The following is a 16,200-nucleotide window of genomic DNA, read 5'->3' as shown; positions in this document are numbered from 1 at the left end:
GCCGGGGCTTTGTGAGTCGCCCGCCGACCGGGTCGCAATGCGCCGCCGCCTCGGCACGAGCCTCTATGCGGGGCTGCTGTTCACCGTCCTCGGCCTCGTCGCGTGGGCGACCGGCCAGCCGTTCATTTTTCCGAGCCTCGGTCCGTCCGCGTTCGTCCTCGCGTTCGACCGGCGGAGCGAGCGCGAGCGCGCCGTCCGCGTCGTCGGGAGCCACCTGATCGGCGGCGTCGCCGGGCTCGCGGCGTGGACGGTGATCGCGGACGGCGCGGCGCTCACGGCGACGCCCCCCGCGTTCTCTCCGGAGGGATTCCGGCTGACCGCGAGCGCAGTCGCCTCGCTCGTCGCGACCAGCTGGGCGATGATCGCGACCGACTGCGTCCACCCGCCGGCGTGTGCGACGACGCTCATCGTCTCGCTCGGGCTCCTCTCGACGCGCGCCGAGGTGGCGATCATCGTCGCGAGCGTGGCGGTCCTCGTCGCCTTCCACGCCGCCGTCATCCTGCTCTTCAAGCGGCTCGTCGGGGACACGCACCCGCTGTACGGGCGAGAGGAGGCGCGGAACGGAAGGGGTTCGAGCTAACTGTCCGGCCGATCCGCTTCCCTGTCGAAGACGTCGAGGATCGGCTCGGGATCGGCGAGTCCCGGAATCCGGTACTCGTCGTCGCGGAGTTCGATCACGACCGTCTCGGTCCCGAGGCGCCGGTCGAGGCGGCTCCGCTCCACCCGGAGGTCCGTCTCGTCCCACGGCTCGACGCGCCACAGGGTCACGCCGGACAGGCGGTCGCGGGCGACGAGCGCGTCGTCGCCGGCGCGGTACGCGACGAGCCCGTGCCGGAGTTCGTGATCGAGCGCGGCGAGACCGAGGGGAAGCGCGATCGCGGCCGTGACGAGGGTGACAGCGGTCGGCCAGTTACCCCCGATCGCGAACGCGAGACCCACGAGCGCGAGGATCCCAGCGAGATACCAAAGCCCCGGATGGCCTAGGGGCGTCGTCAGCGCTCCCACGACGCGGGCACGTCGGGGCTGGCGAACCGTCTCGACCGGCGCTGCGAGCGATCCGTCGGCCGGTTCGGGGGCAGGCGGGTCGTCGGAGAGGCCCAGATCGAGCGACGACGACTCGTCGAACGCCGCCAGCCGGTCGCCGTACAGCCCCGCGAGGTCGAAGGCGAACTTCACCGCGACGATCCCGAGCAGGAGCGGGACGCCGATCGCGTCCGGGTCGAGCGCGGCGATCGGCGTGTCGTCCTCCAAGGTCCCCGCGGCGACGACGACGACGGTGAACAGCGCGCCGAGGAAGATGGCCGCGCCGCGGGCGAACACGCCCCGGATCGCCGTCTGGGCGCTGTGGTCGCGGTACTCGCCGCGGCCGAAGTACTCGACGAGCGTCGTCGCCCCCTCGCCGACGAAGACGGCGAGGATCGCGAGCGCTACGGTGTCGAGCGCGCCCGGACTCAGTGCCCCATCCGCGACGACCCCGACCGTGAGCGTGCCGACGAACAGCCAGACGACGGCGAGGACCGGCGCGGCGATCGGGAGCACGAGCAGCGAGGAGAGCCGGAGCCGAACGTCGGTCCGCGGGATCGACAGCCCGACCCGGCGCTGCGCGAGCGGCCCGGAGATCAGCACGTCGCGCTCGATCTCGGACGGCCGGCCGGCGAACAGCGCGCGGACGACGGCCCAGAGGGACGCGATCCCGAGCTCGAACCAGTACATCGCCAGCAGCGCGGCCGCGTTCCAGCCGAGCGCGACGACGCCGACGAGCGGGAGCAGGTTGGCGACGGCCACCGAGAGGGCGCGGGGCCGGCGACCGCGACCGAGCGCGCGCACCCGGTCGGTCAAGGGGCGGGAGGGCATCCGTCGGTCGTTTCTAGTCGTCTCACATAAGCGGCCGGGAGCGTTCGGCTGATCCGGGCCGGCGTCGTAGTCGCCTACCGCGCTGGGCCAGCGTCGCAGTCGCCTACCGCGCCGGGCCGGCGTCGCGGTGGAGGTACATGTAGACGAGCACCGGGACGATGGTGAAAACGAGCGTCGAGAGCGCCCAAAGAGCCGCGTAGCGGCTCCCGCGCGCCCTCGCGTCGCGGTAGATCCACGCCGCGGCTGCGACGACGACGCCGTAGATCACGAGCGTGAGCGGGAGCGACCACGGGAGAGCGAGACCGAAGAGCGTCATAGGTTCCCCGTGAGGTCCGCGCACATCACGAAGTCGGGTTCGCCCGCGACCGCGACGCGGTTCGCCCCGGTGTCGCTCACGTGTTCGACCGTCTCGGGGATCAGCACGCGGGCGTCGTCGGCGTCGGCCGCAGCGGCGTCGGCGGCGACAGCGTCGTACAGGACGCCCGCGGCGTCGACGCCGCGCCACGCGGCGACGCCGTACGTCGCCGTCCGGGTCGTCTCGCCGTCGATCTCGCGCTCCGTCACGCGGGTCCGGACCGCAAAGCCGGCGAGCGCGTCCGCGTCGGCGACCGCGAGCAGCCGGTCCTCGGCGGCCGCGGCCGCGAGCCGCTCGCGGGTGAGCTGCGAGCAGGCCCACGACTCGTCCGGATCGAGCGCGAGCCCCCGCAGGTGGTCGCGGGCGTCGCTGTCGCTCCAGAACGCCCACGCCGCGTCCGGGTCTGGGTCAGCGAGAGCAGCGATACGGCCGGCGCCGGCGTCGAGCGCGTCCGGGTCGGGCTCCGGCTCCGCGAACCGGAACTCCGTCTCGGGCTCGAAGCCGACCGCGCGCGACTGGCCGAGCCCCATGACGTTCCACGAGAACACCATGTTGCGACAGACCGTCGCGCCGCGCTCGCGCGCCCAGTCGAGCGCGGCCGTCGAGAGCGCGGAGCCGACGCCGTGGCCGCGCGCGGCGGGGTCGACGCGGATCCCCTGTCCCCACGCCTCCCACTCGGAGAGCAGGACGCCCTGGATACAGCCGACGACCGCCTCCGGTTCGCTCGCCGCGGCCGCGCCCGTCCCGTCGCCCTCGACGAGGGTGTCGCCCGCCGCTCGGCCGTCGAGGGAGCCGGCGTCGGCGGCGTCCGGCGGAAGCGTCGCGACGAAGGTGCCGCGGTCGGGGTCGTCGGATGCGGCCCACTTCGGGAACACCCGCGGGATGTAGTCCTCCTGGCGTTCGCCCCACGTGTCCCGCGTGAACGCCGCGACCGCGTCGGCGTCGGCCGGGCGCGCCTCGCGGACGACGACCGGCGGGTCGCCGGCGTCGGAGTTGGACACCGAGTCGGCGTCGGGCGCCGGCTCGCCCTCCGATCCCGTCATCGCCAGGGCTGCGACTCCTCGGTCAGCTCGCCGGCGAGGTCGCGGCCCATCGCGTCGGCGGGGTCCGAGCGGTTCGCGAGCGCCCACATCAGCTTCACCTTCGCGGTGCCGGGGAGGGTGTCGCCGGCCTCGACGACGCCGGCGTCGAGCAGGTCGCGGCCGGTGTCGTACACGCGGTCGCAGACCCGCCCAGCGAGGCACTGGCTCGTCATCGCGACGACGGTGCCGCCCTCGACGAGCGACTCGATCCGGGGGATGAGATCGGTGTGGACGTGGCCGAGCCCGGTCCCCTCGATCACGACGCCGTCCTTGTCGTCGAGGTAGTCCCAGGCGGCCGGATCCATCCCGGGGGTGAACTTGACGAGTTCGACGTCGCCGTCGAGGTCGGGCGCGAGGTCGACGTCGTTTCCGTCCCCTTCCTCGCCGTCGCCGCGCGGGAGCGGCTCGCGATTCCACTCGATCGCGGCGTCGGCCGCGTCGCCGTCGGCGCCGGCCTCCGCGGCGGCCTCGTAGTCGATCAGCCCGAGGGGCTCGGCGCCGACCGTCTCGAAGGCGTCCCGGCGGGAGGTGTGGTTCTTCCGGACGCGCGTGCCGCGGTGGAGCGCGCAGGCGTCGTCGGAGGAGCTCGCGTGCATACAGACGAGGGTCTCGGCGTGGTCGGCCTTGGCGGCCTCGACGGCGCAGACCGCGTTCATCACGTTGTCGGAGGAGGGCCGGTCCGCGGAGCGCTGGCTCCCGGTGAACACGATCGGGACCGGCGAATCGAGCATGAAGGAGAGCGCGGACGCGGAGTACTGCATCGTGTCGGTGCCGTGCATCACGACGACGCCGTCGGCGCCCGCGTCGATCTCCTCGGCGACGGCCGCGGCGAGGTCGCGCCAGATGGACGGGTCCATGTTCTCCGAGAGGATGTTCGCGACCACGCGCCCGCGGTAGTTCGCGCGGCCAGCGAGCTCGGGAACGGCGCGGAGGACGTCCTCGGCGTCGAACTGGGCCGTGACGGCGCCCGTCCGGTAGTCGACCGTGGAGGCGATGGTCCCGCCGGTAGAGATGAGCGAGACGGTGGGCAGGTCGTCGTCGAAGGTGATCTCCGAGGCGGCGTCGCCGCCGTCGTCGGCCGCGGGGTCGACCTCGCGGACGCCGGACTCCAACACCTCGACGTCGGCCGCGTCGCGGTCGATACCGACGTTGTACCCGCCGTCGAGCTTGACGACGAGGTGGTCGCGCGTCGTGGAGGGGAGCAGTACGCCCTCGTTGGTGACGCCCCCGCGGTCGACGCGGACGCGATCTCCCGGTTGCATACGACCGGGTTCCGCCGGGGCGGACTTGAATCCAACCGTTCGCGGCGGCGCGCGGGTCGCTCTCGTAGAAGTCGGGACTGGGAGGGATCCGGGGACGGAGGAGAAGAAGGGGGAAGCGGCGAAGGCCGACGGCTGCGAGTCAATCGCGGGAGCGGCGGGCGGGGCCGGTCAGTGCTCGATGTACTCGGCTTCCCAGTCGGTGCGGGCCTCGATCTCGCGGCGCCCGCGGCGGGTCAGCGTGTAGTAGTTGGTGCGGCGGTCGCGCTGGCCCTTCTCGACGAGCCCCTTCTCGACGAGCGTGTCGAGGTTGGGGTAGAGCCGGCCGTGGTGGATCTCTTTCTCGTAGTACTCTTCGAGTTCCTCTTTGATGGCCAGCCCGTGCGGCTCGTCGAGCCCCGCGATCACGTAGAGCAGGTCTCGTTGAAAACCTGTGAGGTCGTACATACAACTGCCAGTACATACCTATTGAAAATAAATAAATATACCGTTATATCAGTCCACGTACGACCACGCACCGGCCCCTACGCCCGCGAAACAGACGGCGACGTTTTGTCAATTCCGCAACTCGCACGGGACGCGGATTCGGCATTTCGCGGCCGAAGGTCGTTTTTGACGTCTGATACGTATGGCGGGTTCGAGGACAGCGCCCCGTCAGTCAGGGCACTGTGAGCAAGAGGACGCCGGAACGGTCAGTGGGGACGTGCGTCTGGACGCCGCCGAGACGCGGGCGCGAGGTGAAATGCGAGCGTGAGGTGAAACGCGAGCGCGAGGCGAGAAACGAGAAGCGGAACGCTCGGCGGTCGAGTGTCGGAAGAAGGCACGCCCGACGCGGAAAAAAGCCGCGTCGGGCCTGCCGATTGGTCCCCGCTGACGCTTCGGCCCTCCAGACGAAGCGTCACCTGGGTGTACTGGGTAGAGCGTGATAAACGTGTCGTACGGCGCTTACATATGTTCTTCTTCTAACACCCAGCCGAGCGCGCGCTTGTAGTGCGTGAACAGCTCCTCGACGCCGCGGTGGTTCATCTCCTCGTCGTCCAGCTGCTCGCGGAGGAACTCGTACTGCTCTCTGACCTCCTCTTCGGAGCGCATGGGAGGCGATAGGGAGCGCCCCCAGATAGTGTTGTGGCCGAGAGGATCCGGGTGGTCGAGGGTTATCGGTACCACGCGACGAGTGGTCCGGCTATCAGCAGCACGCCGACGACGGTCAGCACGCCGCCGAACCGCGGCGACCACCCGAGCGCCGCCACGCCGAGGAACGTCGTCACGCCGAGCATCGTCGTCACAAGACCGGCGATGAGGAAGACGGCGCCCCACACGACGTCGGGGACTAGTTTGGCAATCTCACCGATGACTACGTCGAATATCTCGTCGAGCATGGGGACCAGCCGTGTGCGGGCATCGATGCTGCGGGCCAAAATACTGCCGACGACCGCTAGGCAGTTTCAGTAGCGGACACCGCCAAGACCTCAGCCGATCACTTATAAATAATCGACTGCGGATCTGCGGAGAACCCCTCCAAAACCCCAGCCGCTCGTTTATAAAAATTTGATTGTGGATCGGCGACGAACACCTCCAAAGCCCCAGCCGGGAGGACTCGCGCGCCTCGCTGCGCGCCTTGCTCGCTCCGCTCGCTGCGGTGCTTGCGTCGTCGGGCTTCGTCCTCCCGGCTGCCCCTTTGATTCCCACCCCCCAGCCCCGCACAGCACCTCACGCCTCCCCAGCCTCGTCAGTCGCCTCCGCTTCGCTCCGGCGACTGACTCCAGCGAGGGACCGAAGGTCCCTCTGGCAGCCGGCGCGTAGCGCCGGCGACCTCGCGCGTGCGGTTCGCGCCGCGGTGCGGCGCTTGCCGGCACGCGCCACCGCCTCGTTTCATTTATAAGCGAGTCTCGTTGCGGTCGCGCGCGAACGGTAACGTTGATACGTCGACCGCGGGTATGAAGGGAGACATGGACGACCGGACCCGCGAGTACCTCCGGGGGCGGTTCGGCGACTACTACCGGTCGGTCTCGCTGTCGCTCCCGCCCGACGCGAACCTCCGCGAGTGGGGCCACATCCCGTGGACCCCGGGGTCGGGGACGACGATGGTCCGCCACCAGTCGCTGTTCGACCTCGGCGACGTCGACACGTTCTTCGCGGACAACGCCCCCCGTCACGCCTACTTCTCGGCCGCGCGCTACGACAACCCGGGCGCGGCGACGATGGGACAGAAGGGGTGGCGGAACGCCGACCTCGTCTTCGACTTAGACGCCGACCACCTCCCCGGCGTCGACCCGGAGACCACCTCGTACCCGGAGATGCTGGCGACGTGCAAGGACGCCCTCCTGCGGCTGCTGGATTTCATCGACGACGACTTCGCGTTCGACGACGTGACCGTCGTCTTCTCGGGCGGGCGCGGGTACCACGTCCACGTCCGCGACGAGAGCGTCCGGGAGCTGGACAGCGACGCGCGCCGCGAGATCGTCGACTACGTGCGCGCCATCGACCTCGACACCGACAACCTGATCCGCACCGTCTCCGACCGCGGAACGACGAAGCGCGTCCTCCGGACCGAGGGCGGGTGGGGCGCGCGCGTCCACGACGCCCTGATCGAGTACGCCGACGACCTCCGCGAGATGGACGACGACGAGGCGCGCGAGCGACTGATGGAGCTCGACGGCATCGGCGAGGGGCGCGCGAAGACGATCCTCGGCGCATTCGACCGGAATCCGACCGCGGTGCGCGAGGGCAACGTGGAGGCCGGCGGCCCGGGCGTGCGGCGGCTCGTCTCCGCGCTCGCCGCTCGCGTCGCGGCGACCGACGCGGCGCCGATCGACGAGCCCGTCACCACCGACACGCGGCGGCTCATCCGACTGCCGGGGACGCTCCACGGCGGCTCCGCCTTGGTCGTCACGCCGCTCGACCGCGACGAGCTCGCCGACTTCGACCCCCTTCGGGACGCGGTCCCGGACCGGTTCGTCGGCCGCGAGATCCGGATCGAGACGGACGCGAATCGGACGGTAGAATTAAACGGCGAGCGCGTCAGAGTTGAATCCGGTAGAAACACCGTGCCCGAGTTCGCGGGAGCGTTCCTGATGGCCCGCGGCGAGGCGCGGAAAGCCCCCGAACGATGACCGACGACAGATGAACCTCGACGAACTCCGGTCCGCGCAGGCGAAGGAGCGGCGGAAGGACAGCCTCCAGCACCTGCGGGACTCGTTTTACGACGACGTGGGCGCGTACGTCGCGGACCTCCGCGCCGCGCGCGACCGCCGCGCCGAGCAGGTCGAGAACCCGTTCGCGGACGACGACGTCCGCCGGCTCTCCGACGAGGTCGAGACCGCCGAGGAGGTCGCCGAGGCGCTCTACGAGCGCCGGGTCGGCAAGGTCGTCAAGCTCGCCTCCTTCGCCGCGGCCGACATGTCGGTCGACGAGGAGGGGATGACGACCGAGGAGCGCCGGCTGTTCGACGACCTCGTTGAGCGCATCACCGCGAACAAGTCTGAGGTGCTCGACGTGCTCGCCGGCGAGTCGCCGATTCCGGACGACTCCGGAACCGCCGACGAGAGCTCGGTCTCCCCCGACCCAGCGGGGTCGCGCGACCCGGCGCCGAGCGATCCGACACCCGAAACCGATGCGTCCCCGGCCGATGCGTCTCCGACCGATGCGTCTCCCGCCGATGCGGAGTCGACAGGCCGAGATCCGACGGCCGCACACCCGACGCCCGCGGACTCGGCGGGGACAGATCCGAGTGCCGACGTGGCGGACGCCGAGAGCGGCCCCGACGCCTCCGACGCGCTCGCCGGTGCGATGGGCGGCGGCGAGGCGGATTCGTCACCGAACGCTCCGAGCGCGCCGCCGGAGCCGGCCGAGGGCGACGCCGCGTCCCCCGCTCCGGAGCCGACCGACGGCGCCGCGGCCGACAGCGCCGCGACCGACGGCGACGACGAACCGACGCCGGTGCCGCCAGAGCCGGCCCCCCCGGGAGCGGTCGGCGTCGACGCGGACGACGACGGGAGCGACCAGTTCGACGGCGGCGCGGCCGACCGCCCCGCAGACGACGCGAGCGAAGAGGTCGAGCCCGGAGCGACGACGGACGGCGGCGCGGTCCCCGAGACGACGGCGGGCGGCGGGCCGGACCCCGATTCGGACCCGGACGAGGGAGCCGGTCGGGCCACGGTTCGGATCACCCGCGACGTCGGGGCCATCTTCGGCGTCGACGAGCGGGAGTACGAGCTCGCCAGCGAGGACGTCGTCTCCCTCCCGGTCGAGAACGCCGACCCGCTGGTCCAGCGCGACGCCGCCGAGCGGATCGACTGACGCCGGTCGAGACGCCGACCGCGGCCGGCTCGCCGGCGTCCCTCCCTGCTTCGGCCCGACCGACGGACACTAACGCCGCGGGCGGCTACGGGGTTCCGATGGAGCTGGAGTTCCTCGGCGGCGCCCGCGAGGTCGGCCGGAGCGCCCTCCTCGTCGACGATACCCTTCTTTTAGACTACGGGCTCATGACCGCGGACCCGCCTCGGTACCCGGTGCGCGACCCCGAGCCCGACGCGGTCGTCGTCTCGCACGGGCACCTCGATCACGTCGGCGCCGTGCCCGCACTGCTGAAGGGCGACCGCCGGCCGCCGATCCACTGGACGCCGCCGACCGGCGAGCTGGCGCGCACCCTCGCCGAGGACACGCTGAAGCTTCACGGCAACAGCCCGCTGTGTCCGTTCGGCGCCGAGCACGTCGCGCGGCTGGGCGAGGCCGAGCGGCGCCATGGCTACGGCGAACCGTTCCCGGTCGCGGGCGGAATCGATGAAGGGGGGTACGAGGTCACGCTGTTCGCGGCCGGCCACATCCCGGGCTCCGCGCACGCCCTCGTCGACGACGGCGACGCCCGACTGCTGTACACCGGCGATTTCCACACGGACGACCAGCGGCTGGTCGCGGGGACGACGGCGCGGCCCGACGCCGACGTCGTCGTCTGCGAGGCCACCTACGCGGACGTGACCCACGAGGACCGCGCCGCGGTGGAGTCGGCGTGGGCGGAGCGCGTCGAGCGGACGATCTGGGAGGGCGGCACCGTCGTCGCGCCCGCGTTCGCCATCGGCCGGACGCAGGAGCTGCTCCTCGTCGCGGCCGCGCACGGGCTCACGCCGTACGTCGACGGGATGGGCGTCGAGGTGACGGAGACCCTCCGGCGGTACCCGTCGTTCCTGCGCGACGCCGAGGCGTTCGGCGAAGCGGTCGGGCGGGCGCGCGTCGTTACAGGCCGCGACGGGCAGCGCGAGCGGATCGCGGCCGAGAACGCGCTCATCGTTACCACCTCCGGGATGCTCGCGGGCGGACCGGTTCACACCTACCTCCCGGAGATCCGGACGAGCCCGACGAACCTCGTGACGCTGACGGGGTACCAGGTGGAGGGGACGCCGGGCCGCGAGCTACAGGAACGTGGACAGTTGGAGCTGAACGGGCGGGTCCAGCCCGTGAGCGCGCGGGTCGAGTCGTACGATTTCTCCGCGCACGCCGACCGCGAGGGGTTGGAGTCGTTCCTAAACGAATATCGGGACGCACGGGTGCTGGTGAACCACGGCGACCGTTGCGAGGCGTTCGCGGACGACCTGCGGGAGGACGGGTTCGCGGCGAGCGCGCCCGAAATCGGGGAGCGGATCGAACTGTAAACAGGTCAGGTCGCAGCGGGATCAATTGTCGGCTCCGTCCTCAACGACCTCGCCGTTCTCAACGGAGGCGTTCAACAGGAACGCCTCGTCGACCGTCCCGTCGTACGCGACGCCGTCACTCGTTTTCGGGGTATCGTACACGCCCTCGTTCCACTCTGGATGGAGGTAAGTAACGTTCCTATCGGGGAACTCGACGGCGACGATCGTCCAATTTCCGGTGAGCCCTGACGAGGATACGTTGTTGACCTGGTTGCGGATCTTGTCGGACGTGTCGAACGGGTCGTCTCCATCGAACGTCACCTCGGTGAGGTCTCCGACCCCCTCGACCGGCGGGGTCTCGGCGACCCACACTTCCGCGCTGACCTCGTCGTGTCCGCCGTCGACGATCACTCGGCCGTTCGCGGCGTCGTTGAACGTGACTCCCGTCACCGTCGGGCCTTTCGGCACGCAGGTCACCGTGTGGACGCGGTCCAGCGAGACGCTGACGCCGCCGCCGTTCCCGTCGGCGCGGAACAGGAGAGCGACCGGCTCTTCTTCCGAGCAGCTCAGGGTAACGCTGACCGGCGCGGCGGATCCCCTGTCCAGCGACGAGGGCGTCTCGACCGACCGGATCGCGGCGTCCGTCAACTCGGGGTCCGCGATCGAGACGTCGACGTCGAACTCCTCGAGGTCGGAGCCGAACTGGTTGCGGTAGTCGACGACCGCAGTGGGCTCGCCGTCGTGGACCTCGTCGGTGACCGCCTCGTAGCCGAGGTACGCGCTCTCGTCGTCGGTGACGTTGACCGAGAGCCCGCGGTCGGCCTCCATCGCGGTGAACCCGGCGGTGCCGAAGATCAGCCCGACCGCCGCGGTGAACGCGAGCACGAGGCTCAGCGCGCGGAGCGGCCGCACGCGGACCGTCGGCGTCCGGGTCGCGGTGCTCATTCTCGTTGTCGGAGCTCGGGCGGTTTTTCTGTGTTCCCCAACCGCGCCCGGCGACCGATGACGTGGTGGGCGGCGGCCGAGATGCCGAAGGCGGTGGCGGTGAACACCCCTACGTCGAGCGCCTCGAGGCCGGCGAACCCCGGCGTTCCCGTGCCGACGGCGAGCAGGAGCGAAGCGGCGAGGCCCGCGAGCCCGACGTAGTAGAGGCTCCACGGGATCTCCTTGCTCCGGAGGACCTCGACGTAGATGTCGAGCTCCTCCAGCTCGGGCGTCGGCTCGACGAGGTTCTCCTCCTCGTGGACCGTCACCACGTTCTTTTCCTCCAGCTTCGGCAGGTGCGTGCGCTGGAGCGTGCTGTACACGTTCCGGCGGTCCTCGTACTGGACGTCCGCCGGGTCGACACCGCGCTCCCACGCCGTGACGTGCGTGGAGAGTTCCGAGACGTCCAGCGGCTCCTCCGCGCGCTTGAGCGCGTGAATGACGAAGCGGCGCCGCCGGTTCGACAGTACCTCGAAGATCTCGTCTTCGGACAGTTCACCCCCGTTTCGACTTCCCCGCTGTGTCGTGGCACCCGTAGAGAGCATCGATGTGAACACCCAGATTCCGCGCTGCCGGATCCCTCCCAGAAACCGGCAGTATTCACTCCTTGCGTGCGCAGGTATCTATCATAAATAGGTTGGATAGTTAACCTGTTAATTTGTGGATTCTGATAGTAATACGTTCGGATCGTCGTTTCTTAATGCGTGATTAAAACAAAATCGGACCAAGAACAGGGGGTTTCAGGGAGTCGTTGCGGGCCAAGCAGAGGTCAGACGTTGGACTACAACGGGTTTACATGGGGTTTCAGGATCGGATCGATACGGGGTTTGAGGATTGATTGCCTTGTATCGAGTCACTCACGTCGCGTATCGAGTCCGACACGCGAACATGTCGAGAATATCATAACGAAGTACCATCCCCAGCATGGACTATCCGAGCGCTCCCGGCCCGGACGACCGGGCTGCGGGGGTGCGTGAACACAGGTGAGATACGATATGGAACGACGCAAGTTCGTGATTGGTGCGGGATCGCTCGCTGCCGGCGGGGCAGCCGCAATGGGAACTGGTGCGTTCAGTGCGGCACAAATCAGCGGTCGGAAAGCGAATATTCAAGTTTCTGATGACAGCGAGGCCCTCTTACAGCTCATCCCCGGCCACGAGTTTACTGACGGTGACGGTACAGTCAGCTCTGATCGTGTTTTTTACCAGGATGGCCAGTTGAGTATTACTTTCGACGATAGCGGCGGTGGTGCTGACGGCAGTGGTACCGGTATCGCTCCTAACTCAGTGTACCAAGTTGGTGCGATAAGTCAGGGTTTTGATGATATAGACTACTGGGCTGATGATGATGATGATGGTGATCCCTCTCTTACCGACGATGTCCTCTACGGTGATCTGGTGGATGATGACGAACCAACAGAGAGTGGAGACCCAGCGTTCGTGGTTCGGAACGAATCTGATGAGACATACAGTGATATTGTCATCGCGTGGGAAGGCGAATCTGCTCCAGACCGCGACAAGGCTACCGCCGCAATGAACGTTCGTGGTGGAGGAGCAGGCACATCTGTGTTCTCGCTTGAAATTTCAGGCGGGACCGACCACGCTAGTTTCGAGCTCGCGCCTGGTGAGGCGGTGTATGCTTCACTGATCGCTAGTACCGGCGACTTTGACCCGGAAAACACTGATAGTTGGATTGGTGAATTAGTCATTAACGCTGGGAACACCGACAGGTTCGAGGAGCCAACTACTGACGCCTGAGGGGAGCGTGTGAAAATTCCCAACTATTAGAATAGTACACTATGAAAAGACGAAAATTTATTATTAGTGCGTGTGGAATCACCGCCGCCTCTAGTGGACTTGTTGGGACTGGGGCTTTTAGCGCCGCACAGATCGCCAGAGAGGCCAATATTGCTGTTGTTAGTGACACGAAATCGCTCATTGGCCTTGTTCCTAATCCGGACGTTGCGGGCGTACATGACAATAATGGTGAACTGACTATTGACCTAGACGATCCGGGAATTAACCAGAATTCGGTCTATCAGTTTGGATTCTTCGCCGCCACGGACGGTGTTAGTATTAATGGCGATTTCCCGGTTACAGCTGACGCTCCGTCGGCGCGTGATGATGGTGAATTCGGATCAGCGTTTCTCATCGCAAATCAAACAGGTAAACAACAACAAATTAAAATAGATTATCGGCTAGAAGAGAACGACGACGAGGACAGCGATGGGTTCGACACCTCGTACTGGTTCGAGGTTCACCGAAAGGGGACTCGAAAACTCTTACACGAGCCAGTGAATGACACCGCAGAAATCACGCTAGGAAGCGGTGAAGCATGTGGTGTCTCGTTCATACTTCAGGTTCCGGGAGACACTACTGGTGAGGAAATTACTGGAAGTCTTTCGGTCGCTGTTGGTGAAGCAGTCGACGGGTAGCTCCTCAGTCCCCAGCTACTGTTTTATTGACACTGTCTAGAGCGAGTGAATGCCAATATATTCCTTAATATGTGTGGTGAGGTATCATACCGAGACCGAGTTCTAGTTCGAGACGTATAACGACGGCGAACAGAAGGGACTGATCGACGAGGGAGTAAATGGCAGTGAAAGATAGATCTCGCTCCTGGCCAGGCGTGTGAGGTGTCGTTCCTCATCTACGCTCCTCCGGACAAGGACACGCTTGGACAAGAAATCACGGGCAGTCTCTCGGAGACTGTAGGCGAAGCAGTTAGCGGCAACTGATGGTCATCGGACGACGGTGATTAGACGGCTCCGACGCAGTCTAGTTACCTACCTCCCGATTTTATATATAAACATGTGGACTAACCTGTATCATTACAGCTATCTGAACATTTAGGTCCGTAGACCAACGCACCGATTGTCCGTATCGCGAATAAACTGGTTTCCTAAACGCTCGCTCGATATTCCATCGAGGACCGATTACTTTGGTATCTCTAGATAGATCACTGTATTTAATGTCGTCCCGGGGATCGACCGCTTTCTTCGCGCTCGCCGTCGTCGGAGCGGCGATCCTCTTCGCAGTCTCCACCGGCGCGGTCGTCCTCGATGGCCCCACCGATCCGATAACCGACGACGTCGCTCTCCAGCCCGGCGACAACCCCTACGCCTACCTCGACGAAGACGGCGAACTCGCGATCGACGTCACCGAGGACAATCCCCGGATCGACGCCGAGGGGGTCAACGTCGACGCCGTCGCCGCTCAGGAGGCGCTCTTCTACATCACCTATGACGGGAACGCGTCCGCCGAGGCGTGGATCGAACACGAGGGGACGGGCGTCACCTTCGTCGTCAACGGTGAGCCGGTCGAGAGCCCCGAGCGGGCGGTGCGGCTCACGCCCGAACGCGACGCCGTCCCGGTCGGCGTCGAGATCGACACCCGCGTCGCAGAGATCGCGCCGGGCGACCGACTCATCGACGAGATCTCGGTCCGTGCGCGCCCCACGGAGCCGGAGAGCCCCGAAGAGCCGGGCGGGGACGACGGAAGCGACGGCGACGGGGAGAGTGACGGTCTGGACCCGACCGCGGGACCGACCGCCTCCGTCGAGCGCCCGGACGCGACACACCGGGAGGTGGAACTCCTATCGGTCGTCGGCGGGTCGGAGACGGAGGTCGACCTGCGAGGCCTACACGTCGGCGACCCGAGCGTCCGACTCGACGACCTGACGTTCGTCCGAGAGTCGCCCGGCGACGTCGAGTTCGCGGTGCGGGGACGGACCGACCGACCCGCCGAGGTGCCGCCGGTTCCGCCCGGCGTCGACCCGATCGGGTACTACACGGTCGAGTTCGCGGAGCCCGGCCAGCCGATCGCGGAGGCGACAGCCGAGATTACCGTGGACCGTGAGCGGCTCGAAGAGACCGGCGTCGCCCCAGAGCGCTTCGCCGTCTACCGTGAGACCGATGTGGGCTGGGAGCGCGTCGAGACGCGCGTCGTCGGTGCGGGAACCGAGACGGTCCGGTTCCGGGCCGTCAGCGAAGGGTTCTCCGCGTTCGCGGTCGCGGCCGAGCGTCCGGCGCTGGCCCCGGCGGAAGCGAGCCTCTCCGACGATCAAGTCCGGGCGGGCGAGCCCCTGACGGTCGCGGTCGACATCGAGAACATCGGACGAGCCCCCGCTCGCGACGCCGAACTCCAAGTCGCGGCCAGCAACGGGGAGTCGCTTGCGACCGGCGAGCGGGTGGGGGTCGATGTCGCGCCCGGAGGGACCGCGAGCGCCTCGGTGACGGTCCGATTCGACGATCCCGGAGAGTACGACCTCGTTCTCGCGGGCGAGGCGGTCGAGGCGAGAGCGACAGACGAGAGGCCGGTCCTCGGATCCGTCACGGTGGCGGACCGAGCAGACGGCCCGGGGGACGATGGAACCAAGCTTACTGATGGGGACGGAGTAGGAGCCGACAGCGGTTCCGGGTCAGGGGATGACAGCGGTTCCGAGTCAGTGGGCGATAGCGGTTCCGAGTCAGTGGGCGATAGCGGTTCCGAGTCAGTGGGCGACAGCGGTTCCGGGTCAGGGGACGATAGCGACGAAACGAGCCCGGAACTGTCCGAGTTCGATCTCGGCGACGTCGCGGGGCTCGCGGCGCTCGTCGGGATCGTCCTCGCGACGCTGTTCCTGGTTCGACGTGCGCCGCGGTGATCGCTGCGAGAAGCGTTTGGGATCGGGAGGGAGCGAGAAAAACGACTGTGAGGCCGGCCTTCGCCTACTCCCCGCCGTCGGTGTACGCCCAGTCGTCGAGTACGCGCTCGGCGACCGCGTTCGCCTCCGCCGGCGAGGGACAGGTGCCGTCGACGACGTCCTGGCAGAGCTCGCCCGCGAGGTCGTACACCGCGGATCCGTCCGCGCGCTCGGCCACGCGCTCGAAGGTGGGCCGGTAGCCCGCGGCGGCGCGCTGACCGATCTCGTCGAGCGAGGCGTCGATGGTGTACTCGAGCTGACGGACCGCTTCCTCTGGTTCCATACGCGGTACACCGGCGCCGACCCACTTAAAGGTACTCGGATTCGAAACTGAGTTAATTTCGATCCGCGCCCCG

17 protein-coding genes are annotated in these 16,200 nt (G+C 67.7%); 7 read left to right on the top strand and 10 right to left on the bottom strand.

Features of this window, described 5'->3' with window-relative positions:
* Positions 1-37 precede the first annotated feature (37 nt).
* Positions 38-580, top strand: a complete 543-nt coding sequence (locus F3H13_RS03550) for an HPP family protein (protein ID WP_149797682.1) — start codon at positions 38-40, stop codon at positions 578-580.
* On the opposite strand, the gene F3H13_RS03545 is transcribed toward F3H13_RS03550, so the two are convergent.
* The 7 genes from F3H13_RS03545 to F3H13_RS03520 all read right to left on the bottom strand — a co-directional run bounded on the left by F3H13_RS03545 (position 577) and on the right by F3H13_RS03520 (position 5,929).
* Positions 577-1,854, bottom strand: coding sequence for a DUF6498-containing protein (locus tag F3H13_RS03545; protein ID WP_149797681.1), 1,278 nt, complete (start codon positions 1,852-1,854; stop codon positions 577-579). The two genes, F3H13_RS03550 and F3H13_RS03545, sit on opposite strands and share 4 nt — an antisense overlap.
* 103 nt (positions 1,855-1,957) lie before the next feature.
* On the bottom strand, positions 1,958-2,170 hold the full coding sequence (locus F3H13_RS03540; RefSeq protein WP_149797680.1) for a hypothetical protein: 213 nt from the start codon (positions 2,168-2,170) through the stop codon (positions 1,958-1,960).
* Positions 2,167-3,252 carry a GNAT family N-acetyltransferase gene (locus F3H13_RS03535; RefSeq protein WP_149797679.1) on the bottom strand — a complete coding sequence of 362 codons (1,086 nt, stop codon included), beginning with the start codon at positions 3,250-3,252 and terminating at the stop codon, positions 2,167-2,169. Before F3H13_RS03535 ends, F3H13_RS03540 begins: the two co-directional genes overlap by 4 nt.
* A complete protein-coding gene (gatD, locus tag F3H13_RS03530) occupies positions 3,249-4,553 on the bottom strand; it encodes a Glu-tRNA(Gln) amidotransferase subunit GatD (RefSeq protein ID WP_149797678.1) in 1,305 nt (434 codons plus the stop codon). Before gatD ends, F3H13_RS03535 begins: the two co-directional genes overlap by 4 nt.
* Before the next feature lie 168 nt (positions 4,554-4,721).
* Entirely contained in the window at positions 4,722-4,997 is a 276-nt protein-coding gene (locus tag F3H13_RS03525) for a PadR family transcriptional regulator (protein ID WP_004597247.1), read from the bottom strand.
* A 498-nt stretch (positions 4,998-5,495) separates the two neighbouring features.
* Positions 5,496-5,642 carry a hypothetical protein gene (locus F3H13_RS16090; RefSeq protein ID WP_007345373.1) on the bottom strand — a complete coding sequence of 49 codons (147 nt, stop codon included), beginning with the start codon at positions 5,640-5,642 and terminating at the stop codon, positions 5,496-5,498.
* Between the two features lie 62 nt (positions 5,643-5,704).
* Positions 5,705-5,929, bottom strand: coding sequence for a hypothetical protein (locus F3H13_RS03520; protein WP_149797677.1), 225 nt, complete (start codon positions 5,927-5,929; stop codon positions 5,705-5,707).
* 570 nt (positions 5,930-6,499) lie between these two features.
* Here F3H13_RS03520 and priS point away from each other — a divergent pair.
* The 3 genes from priS (at position 6,500) to F3H13_RS03505 (ending at position 10,198) form a co-directional block, all read left to right on the top strand.
* Positions 6,500-7,663, top strand: coding sequence for a DNA primase small subunit PriS (gene priS / locus F3H13_RS03515; protein WP_149797866.1), 1,164 nt, complete (start codon positions 6,500-6,502; stop codon positions 7,661-7,663).
* A 10-nt stretch (positions 7,664-7,673) separates the two neighbouring features.
* A complete protein-coding gene (locus F3H13_RS03510) occupies positions 7,674-8,849 on the top strand; it encodes a hypothetical protein (protein WP_149797676.1) in 1,176 nt (391 codons plus the stop codon).
* A 98-nt stretch (positions 8,850-8,947) separates the two neighbouring features.
* A complete protein-coding gene (locus F3H13_RS03505; RefSeq protein WP_149797675.1) occupies positions 8,948-10,198 on the top strand; it encodes an MBL fold metallo-hydrolase in 1,251 nt (416 codons plus the stop codon).
* 21 nt (positions 10,199-10,219) lie between these two features.
* Here the strand turns inward: F3H13_RS03505 and F3H13_RS03500 are convergent, their stop codons facing one another.
* Complete coding sequence (locus tag F3H13_RS03500; protein WP_149797674.1) at positions 10,220-11,122, bottom strand: hypothetical protein; 903 nt, start codon at positions 11,120-11,122, stop codon at positions 10,220-10,222.
* Positions 11,119-11,706: a DUF7344 domain-containing protein gene (locus tag F3H13_RS03495; protein WP_149797673.1), complete on the bottom strand. Its 588-nt coding sequence runs from the start codon at positions 11,704-11,706 to the stop codon at positions 11,119-11,121. The genes F3H13_RS03500 and F3H13_RS03495 overlap by 4 nt, the downstream gene beginning before the upstream one ends.
* A gap of 450 nt (positions 11,707-12,156) precedes the next feature.
* Here F3H13_RS03495 and F3H13_RS03490 point away from each other — a divergent pair, with 450 nt between their 5' ends.
* The 3 genes from F3H13_RS03490 to F3H13_RS03480 all read left to right on the top strand — a co-directional run bounded on the left by F3H13_RS03490 (position 12,157) and on the right by F3H13_RS03480 (position 15,805).
* Positions 12,157-12,918 (top strand): hypothetical protein, encoded by a 762-nt coding sequence (locus F3H13_RS03490; protein ID WP_149797672.1) that lies wholly within the window; start codon positions 12,157-12,159, stop codon positions 12,916-12,918.
* Positions 12,919-12,959: 41 nt separating this feature from the next.
* Positions 12,960-13,595, top strand: a complete 636-nt coding sequence (locus F3H13_RS03485) for a hypothetical protein (protein WP_149797671.1) — start codon at positions 12,960-12,962, stop codon at positions 13,593-13,595.
* Between the two features lie 536 nt (positions 13,596-14,131).
* Positions 14,132-15,805: a PGF-pre-PGF domain-containing protein gene (locus F3H13_RS03480; protein WP_149797670.1), complete on the top strand. Its 1,674-nt coding sequence runs from the start codon at positions 14,132-14,134 to the stop codon at positions 15,803-15,805.
* A gap of 64 nt (positions 15,806-15,869) precedes the next feature.
* Here the strand turns inward: F3H13_RS03480 and F3H13_RS03475 are convergent, their stop codons facing one another.
* The gene (locus F3H13_RS03475; protein ID WP_149797669.1) at positions 15,870-16,127 is read right to left on the bottom strand and encodes a hypothetical protein; all 258 of its coding nucleotides are present in this window, start codon (positions 16,125-16,127) and stop codon (positions 15,870-15,872) included.
* Between the last annotated feature and the right edge of the window lie 73 nt (positions 16,128-16,200).

This window comes from Halorubrum xinjiangense (assembly GCF_900102375.1).
Lineage (GTDB): Archaea > Halobacteriota > Halobacteria > Halobacteriales > Haloferacaceae > Halorubrum > Halorubrum xinjiangense.
The sequence above is the reverse complement of the archived record's forward strand: the minus strand, read 5'-3'. Positions and strand labels throughout refer to the sequence as shown.

Coding starts and splice junctions, on each gene's coding strand:
- gatD (WP_149797678.1), bottom strand. CDS start 4,553: ATGCAACCGGGAGATCGCGTCCGCGTCGACCGCGGGGGCGTCACCAAC.
- priS (WP_149797866.1), top strand. CDS start 6,500: ATGGACGACCGGACCCGCGAGTACCTCCGGGGGCGGTTCGGCGACTAC.
- F3H13_RS03510 (WP_149797676.1), top strand. CDS start 7,674: ATGAACCTCGACGAACTCCGGTCCGCGCAGGCGAAGGAGCGGCGGAAG.
- F3H13_RS03495 (WP_149797673.1), bottom strand. CDS start 11,706: ATGCTCTCTACGGGTGCCACGACACAGCGGGGAAGTCGAAACGGGGGT.
- F3H13_RS03500 (WP_149797674.1), bottom strand. CDS start 11,122: ATGAGCACCGCGACCCGGACGCCGACGGTCCGCGTGCGGCCGCTCCGC.
- F3H13_RS03485 (WP_149797671.1), top strand. CDS start 12,960: ATGAAAAGACGAAAATTTATTATTAGTGCGTGTGGAATCACCGCCGCC.
- F3H13_RS03525 (WP_004597247.1), bottom strand. CDS start 4,997: ATGTACGACCTCACAGGTTTTCAACGAGACCTGCTCTACGTGATCGCG.
- F3H13_RS03520 (WP_149797677.1), bottom strand. CDS start 5,929: ATGCTCGACGAGATATTCGACGTAGTCATCGGTGAGATTGCCAAACTA.
- F3H13_RS03490 (WP_149797672.1), top strand. CDS start 12,157: ATGGAACGACGCAAGTTCGTGATTGGTGCGGGATCGCTCGCTGCCGGC.
- F3H13_RS16090 (WP_007345373.1), bottom strand. CDS start 5,642: ATGCGCTCCGAAGAGGAGGTCAGAGAGCAGTACGAGTTCCTCCGCGAG.
- F3H13_RS03550 (WP_149797682.1), top strand. CDS start 38: ATGCGCCGCCGCCTCGGCACGAGCCTCTATGCGGGGCTGCTGTTCACC.
- F3H13_RS03475 (WP_149797669.1), bottom strand. CDS start 16,127: ATGGAACCAGAGGAAGCGGTCCGTCAGCTCGAGTACACCATCGACGCC.
- F3H13_RS03535 (WP_149797679.1), bottom strand. CDS start 3,252: ATGACGGGATCGGAGGGCGAGCCGGCGCCCGACGCCGACTCGGTGTCC.
- F3H13_RS03545 (WP_149797681.1), bottom strand. CDS start 1,854: ATGCCCTCCCGCCCCTTGACCGACCGGGTGCGCGCGCTCGGTCGCGGT.
- F3H13_RS03480 (WP_149797670.1), top strand. CDS start 14,132: ATGTCGTCCCGGGGATCGACCGCTTTCTTCGCGCTCGCCGTCGTCGGA.
- F3H13_RS03505 (WP_149797675.1), top strand. CDS start 8,948: ATGGAGCTGGAGTTCCTCGGCGGCGCCCGCGAGGTCGGCCGGAGCGCC.
- F3H13_RS03540 (WP_149797680.1), bottom strand. CDS start 2,170: ATGACGCTCTTCGGTCTCGCTCTCCCGTGGTCGCTCCCGCTCACGCTC.